This is a genomic window from Kribbella sp. NBC_01505 (assembly GCF_045040285.1).
Taxonomy (GTDB): domain Bacteria; phylum Actinomycetota; class Actinomycetes; order Propionibacteriales; family Kribbellaceae; genus Kribbella.
The window spans coordinates 3,968,440-3,982,411 of record NZ_CP109425.1 but is presented as its reverse complement, the minus strand read 5'-3'; the positions used below and the strand labels follow the sequence as shown (position 1 = coordinate 3,982,411).

At 68.0% G+C, this 13,972-nt stretch carries 13 protein-coding genes; 7 read left to right on the top strand and 6 right to left on the bottom strand.

Annotated elements, in window-relative coordinates:
- The first annotated feature begins 6 nt into the window (after positions 1–6).
- The 4 genes from OG474_RS18895 (at position 7) to OG474_RS18880 (ending at position 2,565) form a co-directional block, all read left to right on the top strand.
- On the top strand, positions 7–768 hold the full coding sequence (locus OG474_RS18895; RefSeq protein ID WP_405063645.1) for a CoA transferase subunit A: 762 nt from the start codon (positions 7–9) through the stop codon (positions 766–768).
- A 1-nt stretch (position 769) separates the two neighbouring features.
- Positions 770–1,399 (top strand): CoA transferase subunit B, encoded by a 630-nt coding sequence (locus OG474_RS18890; RefSeq protein ID WP_405063644.1) that lies wholly within the window; start codon positions 770–772, stop codon positions 1,397–1,399.
- Positions 1,400–1,484: 85 nt separating this feature from the next.
- The gene (locus OG474_RS18885) at positions 1,485–1,664 is read left to right on the top strand and encodes a hypothetical protein (RefSeq protein ID WP_405063643.1); all 180 of its coding nucleotides are present in this window, start codon (positions 1,485–1,487) and stop codon (positions 1,662–1,664) included.
- Positions 1,665–1,671: 7 nt separating this feature from the next.
- Positions 1,672–2,565, top strand: coding sequence for a carbohydrate kinase family protein (locus OG474_RS18880; RefSeq protein ID WP_405063642.1), 894 nt, complete (start codon positions 1,672–1,674; stop codon positions 2,563–2,565).
- A 919-nt stretch (positions 2,566–3,484) separates the two neighbouring features.
- Here the strand turns inward: OG474_RS18880 and OG474_RS18875 are convergent.
- On the bottom strand, positions 3,485–4,168 hold the full coding sequence (locus OG474_RS18875) for an NUDIX hydrolase (RefSeq protein WP_405063641.1): 684 nt from the start codon (positions 4,166–4,168) through the stop codon (positions 3,485–3,487).
- A gap of 80 nt (positions 4,169–4,248) precedes the next feature.
- On the opposite strand from OG474_RS18875, the gene OG474_RS18870 reads away from it, so the two are divergent.
- Together OG474_RS18870 and OG474_RS18865 are read left to right on the top strand one after the other, a co-directional pair.
- The gene (locus OG474_RS18870) at positions 4,249–5,235 is read left to right on the top strand and encodes an SPFH domain-containing protein (protein WP_405063640.1); all 987 of its coding nucleotides are present in this window, start codon (positions 4,249–4,251) and stop codon (positions 5,233–5,235) included.
- Position 5,236: 1 nt separating this feature from the next.
- Positions 5,237–6,112, top strand: coding sequence for a hypothetical protein (locus OG474_RS18865; RefSeq protein ID WP_405063639.1), 876 nt, complete (start codon positions 5,237–5,239; stop codon positions 6,110–6,112).
- Here the strand turns inward: OG474_RS18865 and OG474_RS18860 are convergent.
- Positions 6,101–6,487: a VOC family protein gene (locus OG474_RS18860; protein ID WP_405063638.1), complete on the bottom strand. Its 387-nt coding sequence runs from the start codon at positions 6,485–6,487 to the stop codon at positions 6,101–6,103. The two genes, OG474_RS18865 and OG474_RS18860, sit on opposite strands and share 12 nt — an antisense overlap.
- A gap of 175 nt (positions 6,488–6,662) precedes the next feature.
- Here OG474_RS18860 and OG474_RS18855 point away from each other — a divergent pair, with 175 nt between their 5' ends.
- Positions 6,663–8,615 carry a CocE/NonD family hydrolase gene (locus tag OG474_RS18855; RefSeq protein ID WP_405063637.1) on the top strand — a complete coding sequence of 651 codons (1,953 nt, stop codon included), beginning with the start codon at positions 6,663–6,665 and terminating at the stop codon, positions 8,613–8,615.
- A 99-nt stretch (positions 8,616–8,714) separates the two neighbouring features.
- Here the strand turns inward: OG474_RS18855 and OG474_RS18850 are convergent, their stop codons facing one another.
- The 4 genes from OG474_RS18850 to OG474_RS18835 are packed head-to-tail and all read right to left on the bottom strand — an operon-like array spanning position 8,715 to position 13,971.
- On the bottom strand, positions 8,715–9,878 hold the full coding sequence (locus tag OG474_RS18850; protein ID WP_405063636.1) for a glycosyltransferase: 1,164 nt from the start codon (positions 9,876–9,878) through the stop codon (positions 8,715–8,717).
- Positions 9,868–11,502: a hypothetical protein gene (locus OG474_RS18845; protein ID WP_405063635.1), complete on the bottom strand. Its 1,635-nt coding sequence runs from the start codon at positions 11,500–11,502 to the stop codon at positions 9,868–9,870. Before OG474_RS18845 ends, OG474_RS18850 begins: the two co-directional genes overlap by 11 nt.
- The gene (locus OG474_RS18840; protein ID WP_405063634.1) at positions 11,499–12,800 is read right to left on the bottom strand and encodes a nucleotide sugar dehydrogenase; all 1,302 of its coding nucleotides are present in this window, start codon (positions 12,798–12,800) and stop codon (positions 11,499–11,501) included. Before OG474_RS18840 ends, OG474_RS18845 begins: the two co-directional genes overlap by 4 nt.
- A 25-nt stretch (positions 12,801–12,825) precedes the next feature.
- Positions 12,826–13,971 (bottom strand): acyltransferase family protein, encoded by a 1,146-nt coding sequence (locus OG474_RS18835; RefSeq protein WP_405063633.1) that lies wholly within the window; start codon positions 13,969–13,971, stop codon positions 12,826–12,828.
- Between the last annotated feature and the right edge of the window lies 1 nt (position 13,972).

Here is a 13,972-nt window from a genome sequence, read left to right as displayed (position 1 = left end):
GTCGCCATGGACAAGACCTACGAGTCGCCGCAGGCCGCGGTCGCCGACATCGAGGACGGCGCGAGCCTGGCGGTCGGCGGTTTCGGACTGTGTGGCAACCCCATGCATCTGATCAGCGCCCTGCATGACAAGGGGGTGAGCGGGCTCAGCGTGGTGTCGAACAACTGCGGTGTCGACGACTGGGGCCTGGGCATCCTGCTCGCGGACAAGCGGATCGCGAAGATGACCTCGTCGTACGTCGGGGAGAACAAGGAGTTCGCCCGGCAGTTCCTGTCCGGCGAGCTGGAGGTCGAGCTGACCCCCCAGGGCACGCTGGCCGAGAAGCTGCGCGCCGGCGGCTGCGGGATCGCGGCGTTCTTCACCCTCGCCGGTGTCGGCACCCAGGTCGCGGACGGCGGGCTGCCGCAGAAGTACAACACCGACGGCACGGTCGCGAAGGCCTCGGAGCCGAAGGAGACCCGCGAGATCAACGGTACGACGTACGTGCTCGAGGACTCGATCACCACCGACTTCGGGCTGGTGCACGCCCTGCGCGGCGACACGCACGGGAACCTGGTCTTCGACCGGAGTGCGCGGAACTTCAATCCGCTGGCCGCGATGGCCGGGCGGGTGACGATCGCGACCGTCGAGGAGCTGGTCCAGCCTGGTGAGCTGGATCCGGACTCGATCCACCTGCCGGGGGTCTACGTGCAGCGAGTGGTTGCTGTCGGCAAGGACATTGAGAAGCGCATCGAGAAGCGCACCGTGCAGCCTGCGAAGGAGGCCTGAGATGCCGTTGACACGTGAGCAGATGGCGGCGCGGGCCGCGTCCGAGCTCGAGGACGGCTCGTACGTGAACCTCGGGATCGGGCTGCCGACCCTGGTGCCGAACTACATCCCGGACGGCGTCACCGTCGTACTGCAGTCGGAGAACGGCATCCTCGGCGTCGGGCCGTACCCGCTCGACGGCGACGAGGACCCGGACCTGATCAACGCCGGCAAGGAGACCGTCACCACGCTTCCCGGGGCGAGCTTCTTCGACTCGTCGCTGTCGTTCGGGATGATCCGCGGCGGCGCGATCGACGCCGCGATCCTGGGCGCGATGCAGGTGTCGGCCACCGGCGACCTGTCGAACTGGATGATCCCCGGCAAGATGGTCAAGGGGATGGGCGGCGCGATGGACCTGGTGCACGGCGCCAAGAAGGTGATCGTGCTGATGGAGCACGTCGCCAAGGACGGTTCGCACAAGATCCTGACCGAGTGCGACCTGCCCTACACCGGGCGCGGAGTGGTCGACCGGATCATCACGGACCTCGCCGTACTGGACATCACCGACGACGGGCTGAAGCTCGTCGAGCTGGCCGACGGCGTGTCATTCGAAGAGCTGCAGAGCAAGACCGGCGCCCCGATCACCCGGTAGTGGATGTCATTAGATCTAGGGACGCGATCGGATAGTCGACACGGCGAACCTTGAACTCGTCAGCGAGTTCAAGGGAGGCCGGATCATGAAATACCTGGATCGAGCTCTGTGCAGCATGCGGCACCTGGATGTGCAGTGCTCCGTGCTGCCGACCGACGGCCCGTACGCCGAGTCGAAGGAGTACTGCCTCGGCACCCGGCCGGACGTCAACCGCGACGCCGAGTGGCGGAACGCACCTGTTGGACTTGACGAAAGTCGGGTATGACGGGTGGGTGGAGCTGGATGTGTTGGTGGTGGGCGGTGCTGGGGTCGACACGATCGTGCGGGTGCCCGCGTTGGCGCCGGGTGACCGGGAGACGGTGTGGGTCGAACCGATCGAGACGTACGTCGGTCATACCGGGCACGGGGTAGCGCTCGGGTGTCATCTGCTCGGCGTACAGGCCGGGCTGGCGGATGTGATCGGGGAGGACGACGAGGCGTTCCGGATCCGGCAGCTGTACTGGGATCTGCAGATGCCGCTGTACTTCGTGTCACACCCGAGCGGGACACGGCGGTCGGTCAACCTGGTCACGCCGGACGGGGAGCGGCGGACGTTCTACGACGGGCGGCATCCGGCGGGTTTGCGGGTGGATCCGGAGCTGTGGCGGCCGGGGTTGGCGCACGCTCGGCACGTCCACGTGTCGATCATGGACTTCGCCCGGCACGCACTGCCCGATGCGTTGGCCGCGGACTGCACGATCTCGACCGATCTGCACGACTGGGACGGGCGGGACGACTACCACCGGGACTTCGCCACGTCGGCCGACCTCGTGTTCGTATCGGCCAGCGCTCTGCCGGATGATGCGGTCAGTTGGATCTTTGGGCATGGACGGGCGCAGGCGGTCGTCGTACTGGCTGGAGCGGATGGGAGTTATCTGCATCTGCCCGGCAAGCCACCGAAGCACATCCCGGCGATTGAGTTGCCCGATCATCCGGTCGTCGACACGAACGGCGCCGGTGACGCCTACGTCGCGGCCTTCCTCGCCCGCTGGCTCGACGGCGTCGGCTGGTACGACGCCGCCCAGGCCGGCGCCATCGCCGGCGCCTGGGCCTGCGCCTCCCCCGGCACCCACACCAACCTCATCACCGCCGAAGAGCTAGCCGCCCGCAGCGCAGCCTTGGATTGATCGGTCACGCGCCGCTGAACCCGCCCAAAGAGCAGCCGCCGCACCCTTGTGCACGCTGCGCATCTTTGTGCACCCACCAACCATTTCGACGCGCTCGGAGTGGTCGGTGGGCTCCCAAAGTCGGTGATCGCGCCCAAAGTCGGCCCTTGTGCACAAAGAGCAGCCCACCCACCCTTGGGCACCCCGCTCACCTTTGGGCACCCCGCTCATCTTTGGGCACCCCGCTCACCTTTGGGCACCCCGCTCACCTTTGGGCACCCCGCTCACCTTTGGGCGCCCACCAACCATTTCGACCCGCTCGAAGTGGTCGGTGGGCTCCCAAAGTCGGTGATCGCGCCCAAAGCTGGCCCTCGTGCACAAAGAGCAGCCCACCCACCCTTGGGCACCCCGCTCACCTTTGGGCACCCCGCTCACCTTTGGGCAGCCCGCTCATCTTTGTGCACCCACCAACCATTTCGACCCGCTCGAAGTGGTCGGTGGGCTCCCAAAGTCGGTGATCGCGCCCAAAGTCGGCCCTTGTGCACAAAGAGCAGCCCACCCACCCTTGGGCACCCCGCTCACCTTTGGGCAGCCCGCTCACCTTTGGGCGCCCCGCTCACCTTTGGGCAGCCCGCTCACCTTTGGGCAGCCCGCTCACCTTTGGGCACCCCGCTCATCTTTGGGCACCCACCAACCATTTCGACCCGCTCGAAGTGGTCGGTGGGCTCCCAAAGTCGGTGATCGCGCCCAAAGCTGGCCCTCGTGCACAAAGAGCAGCCCACCCACCTTTGGGCGCGAAACGCGACCTTGTGTACCCACCAACCATTCGCGGGGCGCAGAAACGGTTGATGGGTTCCCAAAGTGGGCCCTCGTGCACAAAGAGCAGCCGGCCCACCTTTGGCGCGGAGGAGGAGGCGGGGGCGACGGGTTGGGGTGGGGGTTAGGCGCGGGTCATGGGGGGGTGGAGGGTGGTGGCGGTGCCTCGGTGGAAGAGTTGGGCGGGGCGGCCGCCGTCTCGGGTGGTGGTGGTTCCGGCGGGCTCTACGAAGCCCAGGGCCTTGGTGACTTTGCGGTGGAAGTTTCGGGGGTCGAGCGGGGTACCCCAGACGGCTTCGTAGATGATCCGGAGCTCGGAGATGGTGAAGTCGGGTGGGCAGAAGGCCGCTGCCAGCGGGGAGTACTCGAGTTTGGCTCGGGCTCGCTCGACCGCGTCGGTGAGGATGCGGTGGTGGTCGAAGGCCAGCCGGGCGGGGTCGGCCAGGAGGTCGGTGGTGGGGACCCAGCGGGCGGATTCGGCGTCGGTGCCGGCGACCGGGGCCGGGAGGTCGGGGACCAGCGCCAGGTAGGCCACGCTGACCACGCGACCGCGGGGGTCGCGGGCCGGAGCACCGTACGTCGCGACTTGTTCGAGGTGGATGCGGTCGGAAGCGAGGCCGGTCTCCTCGGTCAGCTCGCGGCGGGCCGTGGTCTCGAGGTCCTCGTCCTCGCGGACGAAGCCGCCGGGAAGCGCCCAGCGACCCCGGTACGGCGCGATGCCGCGACGGATGAGCAGCACCTGCAGGGCGCTGTCGCGGACGGTCAGGATGACCAGGTCGGTGGCCAGGCCCAGCGGCACGAAGTCCATGGTCGACCAGTCTAATCGTCACCTTGACGAGAAGTCACTCCTCCCCTTATCGTCAGAGTGACGACAAGGGAGAACGAACCATGGCAGATATCACCCGCTTCCGCTTCATCAGCCACCTGCGGGCCAACCCGACCACCCACGTCCGGCACCTGCGGAACGGGAAGCTCGCGCACGACGGCGCCGGGCAGGCGTTCTGGTTCCGGGCGCTGAACTCCTCGCTGAGCGAGATCCCGGTCGACGACCGCGAGCAGCCGCTGCTGTTCCACGGGCGGACGCAGGACTTCCAGGACGTGGCGGTCCAGGCGACGGTCACCTACCGGGTGGTCGACCCGGGGCTGGCCGCGACCCGGCTGGACTTCGGGATCGACCCCGACACGGGGATGTGGCGGTCCACGCCGCTCGAGCAGCTTGGCGGGTTGCTGACCGAGCTCGCGCAGCAGACCGCGCTCGACCTGCTCGCCCGGATGAGCCTGACCGAGGCGCTGTCCGAGGGCATGACCGAGCTGCGCCGGGCCTGCGGGACCGGCCTGCGCGAGGATCAGCGGCTGACCGGGCTCGGGATCGGCGTCGAGGATGTCCGGGTGGTCGCCGTGCGGGCGGAGCGCGATGTCGAGAAGGCGCTGCAGACGCCCACTCGCGAGATGGTCCAGCAGGCTGCGGACAAGGCGACGTACGAACGGCGTGCGATGGCGGTCGAGCGAGAGCGTTCAATCGCGGAGAACGAGCTGCAGAACCAGATCGAGCTCGCTCGGCGCGAGGAGCAGCTGGTCAACCAGCGCGGTCAGAACGAGCGCATGCGCGCGACCGAGGCGGCGGCCGCCGGTCAGATCGAGACGCAGGCGGCCGCGGGTCGGCAGCGGGCGATGGCCGAGGCCGAGGCGGATGCCAAGCGCGTGATCGGCTCGGCTGAGGCGGCGGCGGAGAAGGCGATGCTCGACGCGTACGCCGAGCTGGACCAGGGCACGATCCTGGCGATGGCGGTCAAGCAGGGAGCGCTGCCGGAGATCGGCACCCTCAACCTGACGCCGGACCTGCTCACCCCGCTGCTCACCAAGCTGACGGCCTGACATGCCACTCCCACCCCGGGCGGTGATCGTGCATCGGGCGACCGAGCTCAGTGAGCTGATCGCCCGGCACGGAACCCGGCAGCAGGCTGGCTTCTTCCTGGCCGGCCGCGGCCGGGACCTGGCCGAGCTGGATGCCCGGCACCAGGCCCAGACCGACGCACTGGCCACGATTTCCGCCGCCATTCCGCTGGACTGGCGCCGTACTGTTGCCGAGCGCAACGATCTCGACCGGTTCGTGTTCGGGCCGGAGGACGTGGTGATCGCGGTTGGTCAGGACGGGCTGGTCGCCAACGTCGCCAAGTATCTGGACAGTCAGCCGGTCATCGGCATCAACCCCGAGCCCGACCGCAACCCCGGCATCCTGGTCCCCCACGAGCCCGCCGCGATCACGGAACTTCTCGCCCAAAGGGAGATAACAGAGCGGCAGATCACGGAGCGCACGATGGTCGCCGCGACCACCGATGACGGGCAGCAGCTGATCGCCCTCAACGAGGTGTACGTCGGCCACCGCAGCCACCAGTCCGCGCGGTACCGGCTGGGCGCGGAGCGGCAGTCGTCCTCCGGCATCCTGGTCGGCACCGGGACCGGTTCGACCGGCTGGTGTCGCTCGGCCTGGCAGGAACGGCACAGCCCGCTCGCCCTCCCCGGCCCGATCGACCCGGTCCTGAGCTGGTTCGTCCGAGAGGCCTGGCCGTCACCCGCAACCGGCACCGACAACACCGAGGGCCTACTCAAGGCGCCCGACACCCTGACGATCACCGCCGAGTCCGACCTGGTCGTCTTCGGCGACGGCATGGAAACCGACACCCTCACCCTCACCTGGGGCCAACGCCTGGAAATCGGCATCGCCCCGGTGAAACTGCACCTAGTCAGCTGACCAGACGGTTGCCTGCTGCTCGAAGACCGCCAAATCGCTGTGCACCGGGATCACACACAGCAGATGTCCGCCGGGAGCGCGGAGGGTGTGGCAGCCCTGCCAGCTCGACACCTCCACCGCCCCGAGCCCGGTCAGCCGAGCGACCTCGGCCGGTACGTCGTCGGTCTCGATGTCCAGGTGGTAGCGCGACTCGTCCTCGATGGACTGGATGGCGGTCACATACCCCGGGACGGCGTCGTGCAGGCTGATGAACTGCGGCTCGCCCTCCGGTGACGACGTTTGGACACCCAGGGCCTTGGACCAGAACGTCGCCGCGGCGTCCACCTCGCTCCGCCGGACGTCGATCAGGAACGTGGACACACGGCTGCGATGCATGCGATTCACCGTAGCGCGCCCGAAGTTTTACCCGTGATCTCTACCCGCGGTGATCGACTGAGACGGAATCTGTACTGACAACGATGGTCATTCGTGCGTAGGGTGCGATCACCACGGCCCCGTCGAGGGAGGGCCGTCGTGCATCTACCCACCCGCCCACAGGGGAGAGACACGCATGCGCAGAACTCCGTTCCGGACCGGAACGATCCTGCTCGCTGCGGCCGCTTTGATTCCGGCCGCGACATTGTCAGCGGCCGCCCGGCCGTCCACCGACGCCGCGAAGCCACCGGCCAAGCCGTTCGTCCAGGGGACGCAGACGGTCGCGGCGTACGACTACGACAACGCGATCCACGAGCGGATCGCGGTCGACGTCCCGAAGACGGACAACGACCAGAACGGCAAGACCGACCAGATCACCGTGGACATCATCCGCCCGGGTGAGGCCGCGCAGGCCGGCATCGACGTACCGGTCATCATCCAGGCGTCGCCGTACTACGCCGGGGACCCGGCCAGCTACTTCGACGCCAACGGCGTCCGGCAGGTCTACGGCAGCTGGCTGGACAACTACTTCGTGCCGCGCGGGTACGCCGTCGCGTTCGTCGACATGCCGGGGACGAACCGGTCCACCGGCTGTACCGACGTCGGCGGCGACTTCGAGGTGCTCGGCACCAAGGCCGTCATCGACTGGCTGAACAACCGGGTGCCCGGTTACAACCCGGACGGCAGCAAGGCGAAGGCCGACTGGTCGACCGGCAAAGCCGGCATGATCGGTACGTCGTGGAACGGAACGATCGCGAACTCCGTGGCCAGCACCGGCGTCCGTGGCCTCGAGACGATCGTCCCGATCGCCGCGATCTCCAGCTGGTACGACTACACCCGCAGCAACGGGGTGCCGTTCTACGACGCGTACATGGAGTTCCTGTACGACTACGTCAGCAACGACAAGACCCCGCGCTGTGTCGCGCTGACCGACGAGGTCGAGCAGGACTCCGACACCCGGACCGGCAGCTACAGCAAGTTCTGGGACCCGCGGAACTACCGCCTGGACGCGAGCAAGGTGCACGCGTCCGTCTTCGCGATCCACGGTCTCGACGACGAGAACGTGAAGACCCGGCAGTTCGGCGAGTGGTGGGACGAGATCGCCAAGCGCAACGTGCCGCGGAAGATCTTCCTGCACCAGGGCGTGCACCTGGACGGGTTCAGCTTCCGGGACGCGTACGTCGACCAGCTGCACCCGTGGTTCGACTACTGGCTGCAGGGCCTGCAGAACGGCATCATGAAGCAGCCGCAGGCGACCATCATGCGTGAGGACGGCAGCTACACGACCGAGGCCAAGTGGCCGGCGGCCGGTGCCAAGCAGACCAAGCTGAACCTCGGCAAGGCGTCCAACGGCCGCGCCGGCGGGCTGTCGATCGCGGCCGCCTCGGGAGACCCGATCAGCTTCACCGGTACGGCGGACGAGTCGCAGGACACCGTCGTACTGGACCCGACAACGCCGAAGCCCGACCGCGCCGTGTTCCTCAGCGACGCGCTGGACAAGGCGGTCCGGATCAGCGGTACCGGCAAGGTCACCGTCCGGGTGAAGTCGAACAAGGTCGCGGCCGGCATCAAGGCCCGGATCGTCGACTACGGTACGGCGACCCGCTACACCAACGTGACGACGGTGCCGAACACCAGCGTCTGCTGGGGTGACGGCAACAAGCTCGACACCGGTTGCTACGGCAAGACCCAGATCAACACCGCGGTCTCGGACGCCGCCGTCGTCGTGCGCACGCTGGCCGACGTCGGGCACTACAAGTCGCTGAACCGCAAGGAGTCACTCAAGTCCGGCAAGTGGTACGACCTGACGTTCGAACTGAACGCCGACGACATCGTCTTCGCCGCCGGTCACCGCCTCGGGCTCGTCCTGACGGTCGAGCCCGACAACCCCTCGGTCCCGTTCACGGGTGCGACCCTCACCCTGGACCCGACCCACTCGTCCCTGACCCTCCCGCTCACCGGCTACACCCAGTCGCTGGCCACCGCGGGAGCACCCCAGGCACGGGTCCAGGCCAACGACCTGGCCCAGCCGGAGCCTGAGAAGGACCCGGTGAAGCTCATGCAGCAGATGGTGGAAGCTTCCCGCTGACACCGGTGGGGCCCCAGCTTCGGCTGTGGCCCCGCCTTGTTCTTCATAACGTCCGAAGAAACGCCGACGACGTTCGGCGAGTCTTCGGACGTTAGGTTTTTACAGCTCGGAGTAGGCCTTCACGAGCGACTCGGCGTCGTGTTCCCAGTTGAGCTCGTCGGCGGCTTCGCGGATGCCGGCGGTGTAGACGGGATAGGTCTCGATGAGCGCCCGTACGGCGGCCGTCAGCGACACCGGGTCACCTGGCGTATAGAGCGTGCCGAGGTTGTGCGCCGTCACCACCGAGCGGAGCTCCGGAAGGTCGGCAGCGACGACCGGTACGCCGGCCCGAACGGCGTGGAAGAGTTTGTTGGGCAGCGCCAGGCGATGGTTCTCGCAGGTGTTGGTGAGCGTGACGAGCGAGATGCCGTAGGAACGCAGGGTCTCGTCGACCTCGTCGATCGAGCGCTCGGCCACCACCTCGACCGGGCCCAGATCCAAGCGGTAGTTGGGATCCACCGACCCCATCAACACGGTCCGGAACGGCGCGAGCTGACGAGCTGCACCGACCACCGTCGGCAGGTCGCGACCCGCGCCCACGCGACCGGCGTACAGGAGTCCTTCGGGGCGCTCGAGTGGCGGCGGGACGAAATGCGCGCGGGGGAAGGTGTTCCGGATGACGCGGACGTCGGCGAGACCGCGGTCGCGCAGCCGGACGGCGATGCCGTCGGAGACGGTGAAGACGACCCGCGCCTTCGCGGCCAGCTCGGCCTCGAACTTGCGGCCACGCGCACGCCAGAGCGGCGTCGGCCGGCCCGGCAGCGCCCGGTCGAACCACAGCTCGTGGCTGTCGTAGACCAGCTTCGCCTGCCAGCGCTCGGCAAACTCGGCGGCCAGCTCCAGGGTGTTGAAGTCATGGGCGTGTACGACGTCGAACGGCCCGGACTCGGCCACTCGCGGTGCCGCTGCGAGCCGCCACTGCTTCTCGGTGCGCAGCCGGTGCTCAGGCAGCAGCAGCCAGCGTCCGAAGCGCTTGGCCAGCACCTTCGGCCCCCGCCGACCGTGCCCGACCGCCAGCCCGCCGCCACCGGTCCGCAGCCCGGAGGAGCGCGAGACCGACTCGACCGTGATGCCCGGACCGATCTCGAAGGCCTCGGGGACGTCCCGCCCGATGATGTGAATCGTGTGCCCAGCATCCGCCAGCGCGGTTGCCTCGCGAAGGATCCGCGAGTCCCCGGCGATCGGAGACTGCGCAATCATCAATACCCGCATCTCACCTGCCACCGAGGAAAGGTAGCAGCGCTTCGACCGCTCTGCGGCCATCGTGCAGTTCCCGCACGTAGGCAACCCCGCCGTCGGCGAGCTTCCGCGCCGTCTCCCGCTCGCTGATCAGGCGCTCGATCACCTGGCGCAGATCAGCCGGAGTTGCCTCCGCGATCGGCAGCTCGGCCGGCAGCAACGCCCGCACACGCTCCGCGACATGTCCCACGGTGACGCGACCGGCCGCCATCGATTCACACGCCAGTACGCCGTACGAGCCCAGGACCAGCTGGTCGACCACGATGTCCGCGTCCTGCACCAGCGCAGCCAGCTCGGCATGCCGGACACCCTCGACCCGTCGGTACTCGATCAGTCCGCGCGCTTCCAGCTCGGTCAGCACCGGGTCGACGTACGCCGAACCCTTCAGCGCGCCACTGGACGGCGCATGCAGCACCACTGGACGCTCTCGCTCCAGCACGGGCCGATCAGACGCGAACGCATCCACATCAACCGTCAGTGGCAGCCACGTGCCGTTGTCGACGAACTCGAGCAGGTCCGGCGTAGTCACGAACACAGGACCCTCGTACGTCGCCAGATGCCGCCGCAGCACGTCATTCGCCGCCTGCAACCGCTTCGTGAAGTCGTCATCGGCGTTCTGGAACGGCGAGTGCTCGAAAAGCTCCCGATGCCTGGCCGGATCGCGGATCTCCGAGCCATGGAAGACCAGTCCGTGCCGAATACCCGCCTTGTCCAGCGCCGGTACGTCGCTCGTCCACATCTGCCCGGGCAGCTGGCCGAACATCGGCCGACCGGCTTCGAACAGCACATGGGTCACTTCTGCCAACGCCCACGCCATCAGGTCGTACTGCCAGCGCAGATCGGTCTTGTACTGCTCAGATGTCGCAGTGCGGTGCGCAGCGAACTGATACGTCGCACCGGCGGTGTTGAGCGCCTCTGCGGCCAGCCCGGGGACCTCACGCTCCAGTGCGGTCGCCCACAACCACGCCTGGCCCGCACTGTTCACCGGACCGATCAACAGCCGGCGCTCGTGCGTCCTGCTGCGAGCCGGCACCGGACTCCGCCCGTACGCGGCGAGCACGTCAGCGCCAGGCTGAATGACCACATCCGCCCGGCCGAGGTACTTCTTCTGGACCTTGTCAGTGGTGCCTTGGTAGACGACCCTCAGCGGCCGCTTCTGCGCCTTCGCCCGACCAGCAGCGCGGGTGGCGACGGCGAGCGTCTGAACACCCTGCGCGTGCACGACATCCGGCTGCAGGCGATCGATCAGCCCACCGAAGGTGAGCTCCAGGTCCTGACCCTCCGACGAGGCCAGCCGCTCCGGCACCCCGGACTTCAGCAGCCGCAGCCAGACCCGCCGTACCAACGCTTCGACGCGGCCCAGCTGCCCGTGGCCGCTGTCGGCCTTGAACTCGATCATGGCCGCCTTGCGCGCGTCACCGGCCTGCGGCTCACGCATCGGGACGCGCACGACCAGGGCGCCGTCGACAAGCCCCCTTGACGACTCCCTGGTGGCCGAAGGCCGGAGCACAGTCACCTGTGCCCCGGCCCCGGCGAGTACTGCTGCCCCCTCGTGAGCGGTGCTGTCGTCAGCGACGAGCACCACCACCCGCAGGTCGGGCTGGGTCACTGCCGGACGGACCTTCCGATCACAATGCGACGGACGCCGGCCCACTTGGCGGCGTCGGTCTTGTCGCGACCGTCCACCAGCACCGTGACACCAGGCAGATCGGCCGGCGACAGCTCGGCGTACTCGGCGTGGTCGGCCTGCAGCACGGCCGCGTCCACCGGCGTGCCCAGCGCGTACGGCGTGAAGCCGAGGCCCTGGAGCTCCTCGTCGGTGTACATCGGGTCGTGCACGAAGACCTCGGCGCCGCGGCCCTTGAGCCCGTCGACGGCCGGGAAGACACCGGAGAACGCGGTCTCCTTGACGCCACCGCGGTACGACGCACCGAGCACGACGACCTTGGCACCCTTGAGGTCGCCGAACGCGCCCTCGAGCAGGCCGATCGTGTAGTCCGGCATGCCGGCGTTCGCCTCACGGGCGGCGCGGACGACGGTCGCGTCCGGGTCGGTGTACAGGTACAGCCGCGGGTAGACCGGGATGCAGTGCCCGCCGACGGCGATGCCGGGACGGTGGATGTGGCTGTAGGGCTGGGAGTTCGACGCGTCGATCACCTGGGTGACGTCGATGCCGTTCTGGCCGGCGAACCGGGCGAACTGGTTCGCCAGGCCGATGTTGACGTCGCGGTAGGTGGTCTCGGCCAGCTTCGCCAGCTCGGCGGCCTCGGCGGAACCGAGGTCCCAGACGCCGTTGCCACGCTCGAGATCCGGACGCTCGTCGAAGTCCAGGACGGCCTCGTAGAACTCGGTGGCGCGCTTGGCGCCCTCGTCGGACAGACCGCCGACCAGCTTCGGGTACTTGCGCAGGTCCGCGAAGACGCGGCCGGTGAGGACGCGCTCCGGCGAGAACACCAGGTGGAAGTCGGTGCCCTCGGTCAGGCCGGAGATCTCCTCCAGCATCGGCTTCCACCGGTTGCGGGTGGTGCCGACCGGCAGCGTGGTCTCGTAGGAGACCAGGGTGCCCGGGGTGAGGTGCTCGGCCAGCGAACGGGTCGCGTTCTCCATCCAGCCGAACTCCGGCTCGCCGGTCTTGTCGTCGACGAACAGCGGCACCACGATGACGACGGCGTCGCTGTTCGGGATGGCGTCGGCGTAGTCGGTGGTCGCCCGCAGGCGGCCGTCGGCCACGGTCTCGGCGAGCAGCTCCTGCAGGTGGTCCTCACCCGGGAACGGCTCCTGGCCGGCGTTCACCAGCTCGACGAACTTCTCGTTGATGTCGACACCGATGACCTGGTGCCCCTTCGAAGCGAACTGGACCGCCAACGGCAGACCGATCTTGCCCAAGGCAATTACACTGACGCGCACTCTGACTCCACTAGATAGTGATTCTTCAACGGGAGCCTCGTAGCTTGAGTTCCAGCGGGTGCTCGACGAACTTGTAGAGCAGCCACGAGGCGAGGATCGATACGGCGCCGACACCGGCGTACCAGGTCAGGTTGAACCAGGACGCAGGTTCGCTGTGTCCGTGGAACTCCCTGACCGCGTACAGCACGGTGGCATGCACCAGATAGAAGGAGTACGACCACTGGCCGAGTGCGACCAGTGGCTTGCTCCTGAGTAGGGACCGGCCACCACGCAGGTCCCTGGCGGCGACAACCAGGATCAGGAAGCCGTAGAGGAGGGTGAGAATCTCCTTCTGCAGCACGCTGATCTCGGTTCCGAACGGCACCTTGCCCGGGTGCCGGAACGTGTAGGTGAGGACGACCAGCCCGACGCCGATCGCCAGATAGCCGAGCCACGGTGGCAGCCGCGTGGTCCAGCCGGACCGCAACGCGATCGCGATCGCGATACCGATCAGGAACGCGAGCGCGTGCAGCAACGGCGGCGGCAGCGTCGGCAGATCGACCCAGTTGTACTGCGTGAGCCGGTATCCGCAGGCGATGACGATCGCGGCCGCCGCGAAGACGAGCGCTCCGACGAGCTTCAGCTTGGCCGTCGCCCGCTGCAGGAACGGGAAGAACGCATAGAAGAACACCTCGATCGACAACGTCCAGGACGCCGGGTTGCCGCCGTACAGGATGGCCGGGTTGTTCGACCAGCCGTTCAGCAGGAACAGCGACAGCACGATCGCGGTCATCGAGACCGGCTTGATCCAGAACATGTTGTCCGGCGGATCGAACCGGTAGAACACGAAGATCGCCGGGATCAGCGCGACCACGTGGGCCGGGACGATCCGGGCGAACCGGCGGCGGTAGAACGTACCGGCCGCCGTCCCGGGCCGGGTCGACCAGGTGAGGACGAAACCCGAGAGCACGAAGAAGAACGTCACCCCGGAGGTGCCGAGCTTCAGGAACTCGCGGATCGGCAGCGGGGCCAGGTTGCTCATGTGGTGGGTGAAGACGAAGAACGCCGCCCACCAGCGCAGCCCGGTCAGCGACTCGATCCGCCGCGGAACGACCGTAGCTGCCGTGGCCGGGCCCGCCGCCGGCCCAGAGACATCCTGGGCGGGCGGCTGCACCCGGTCATCGGCAGCCATC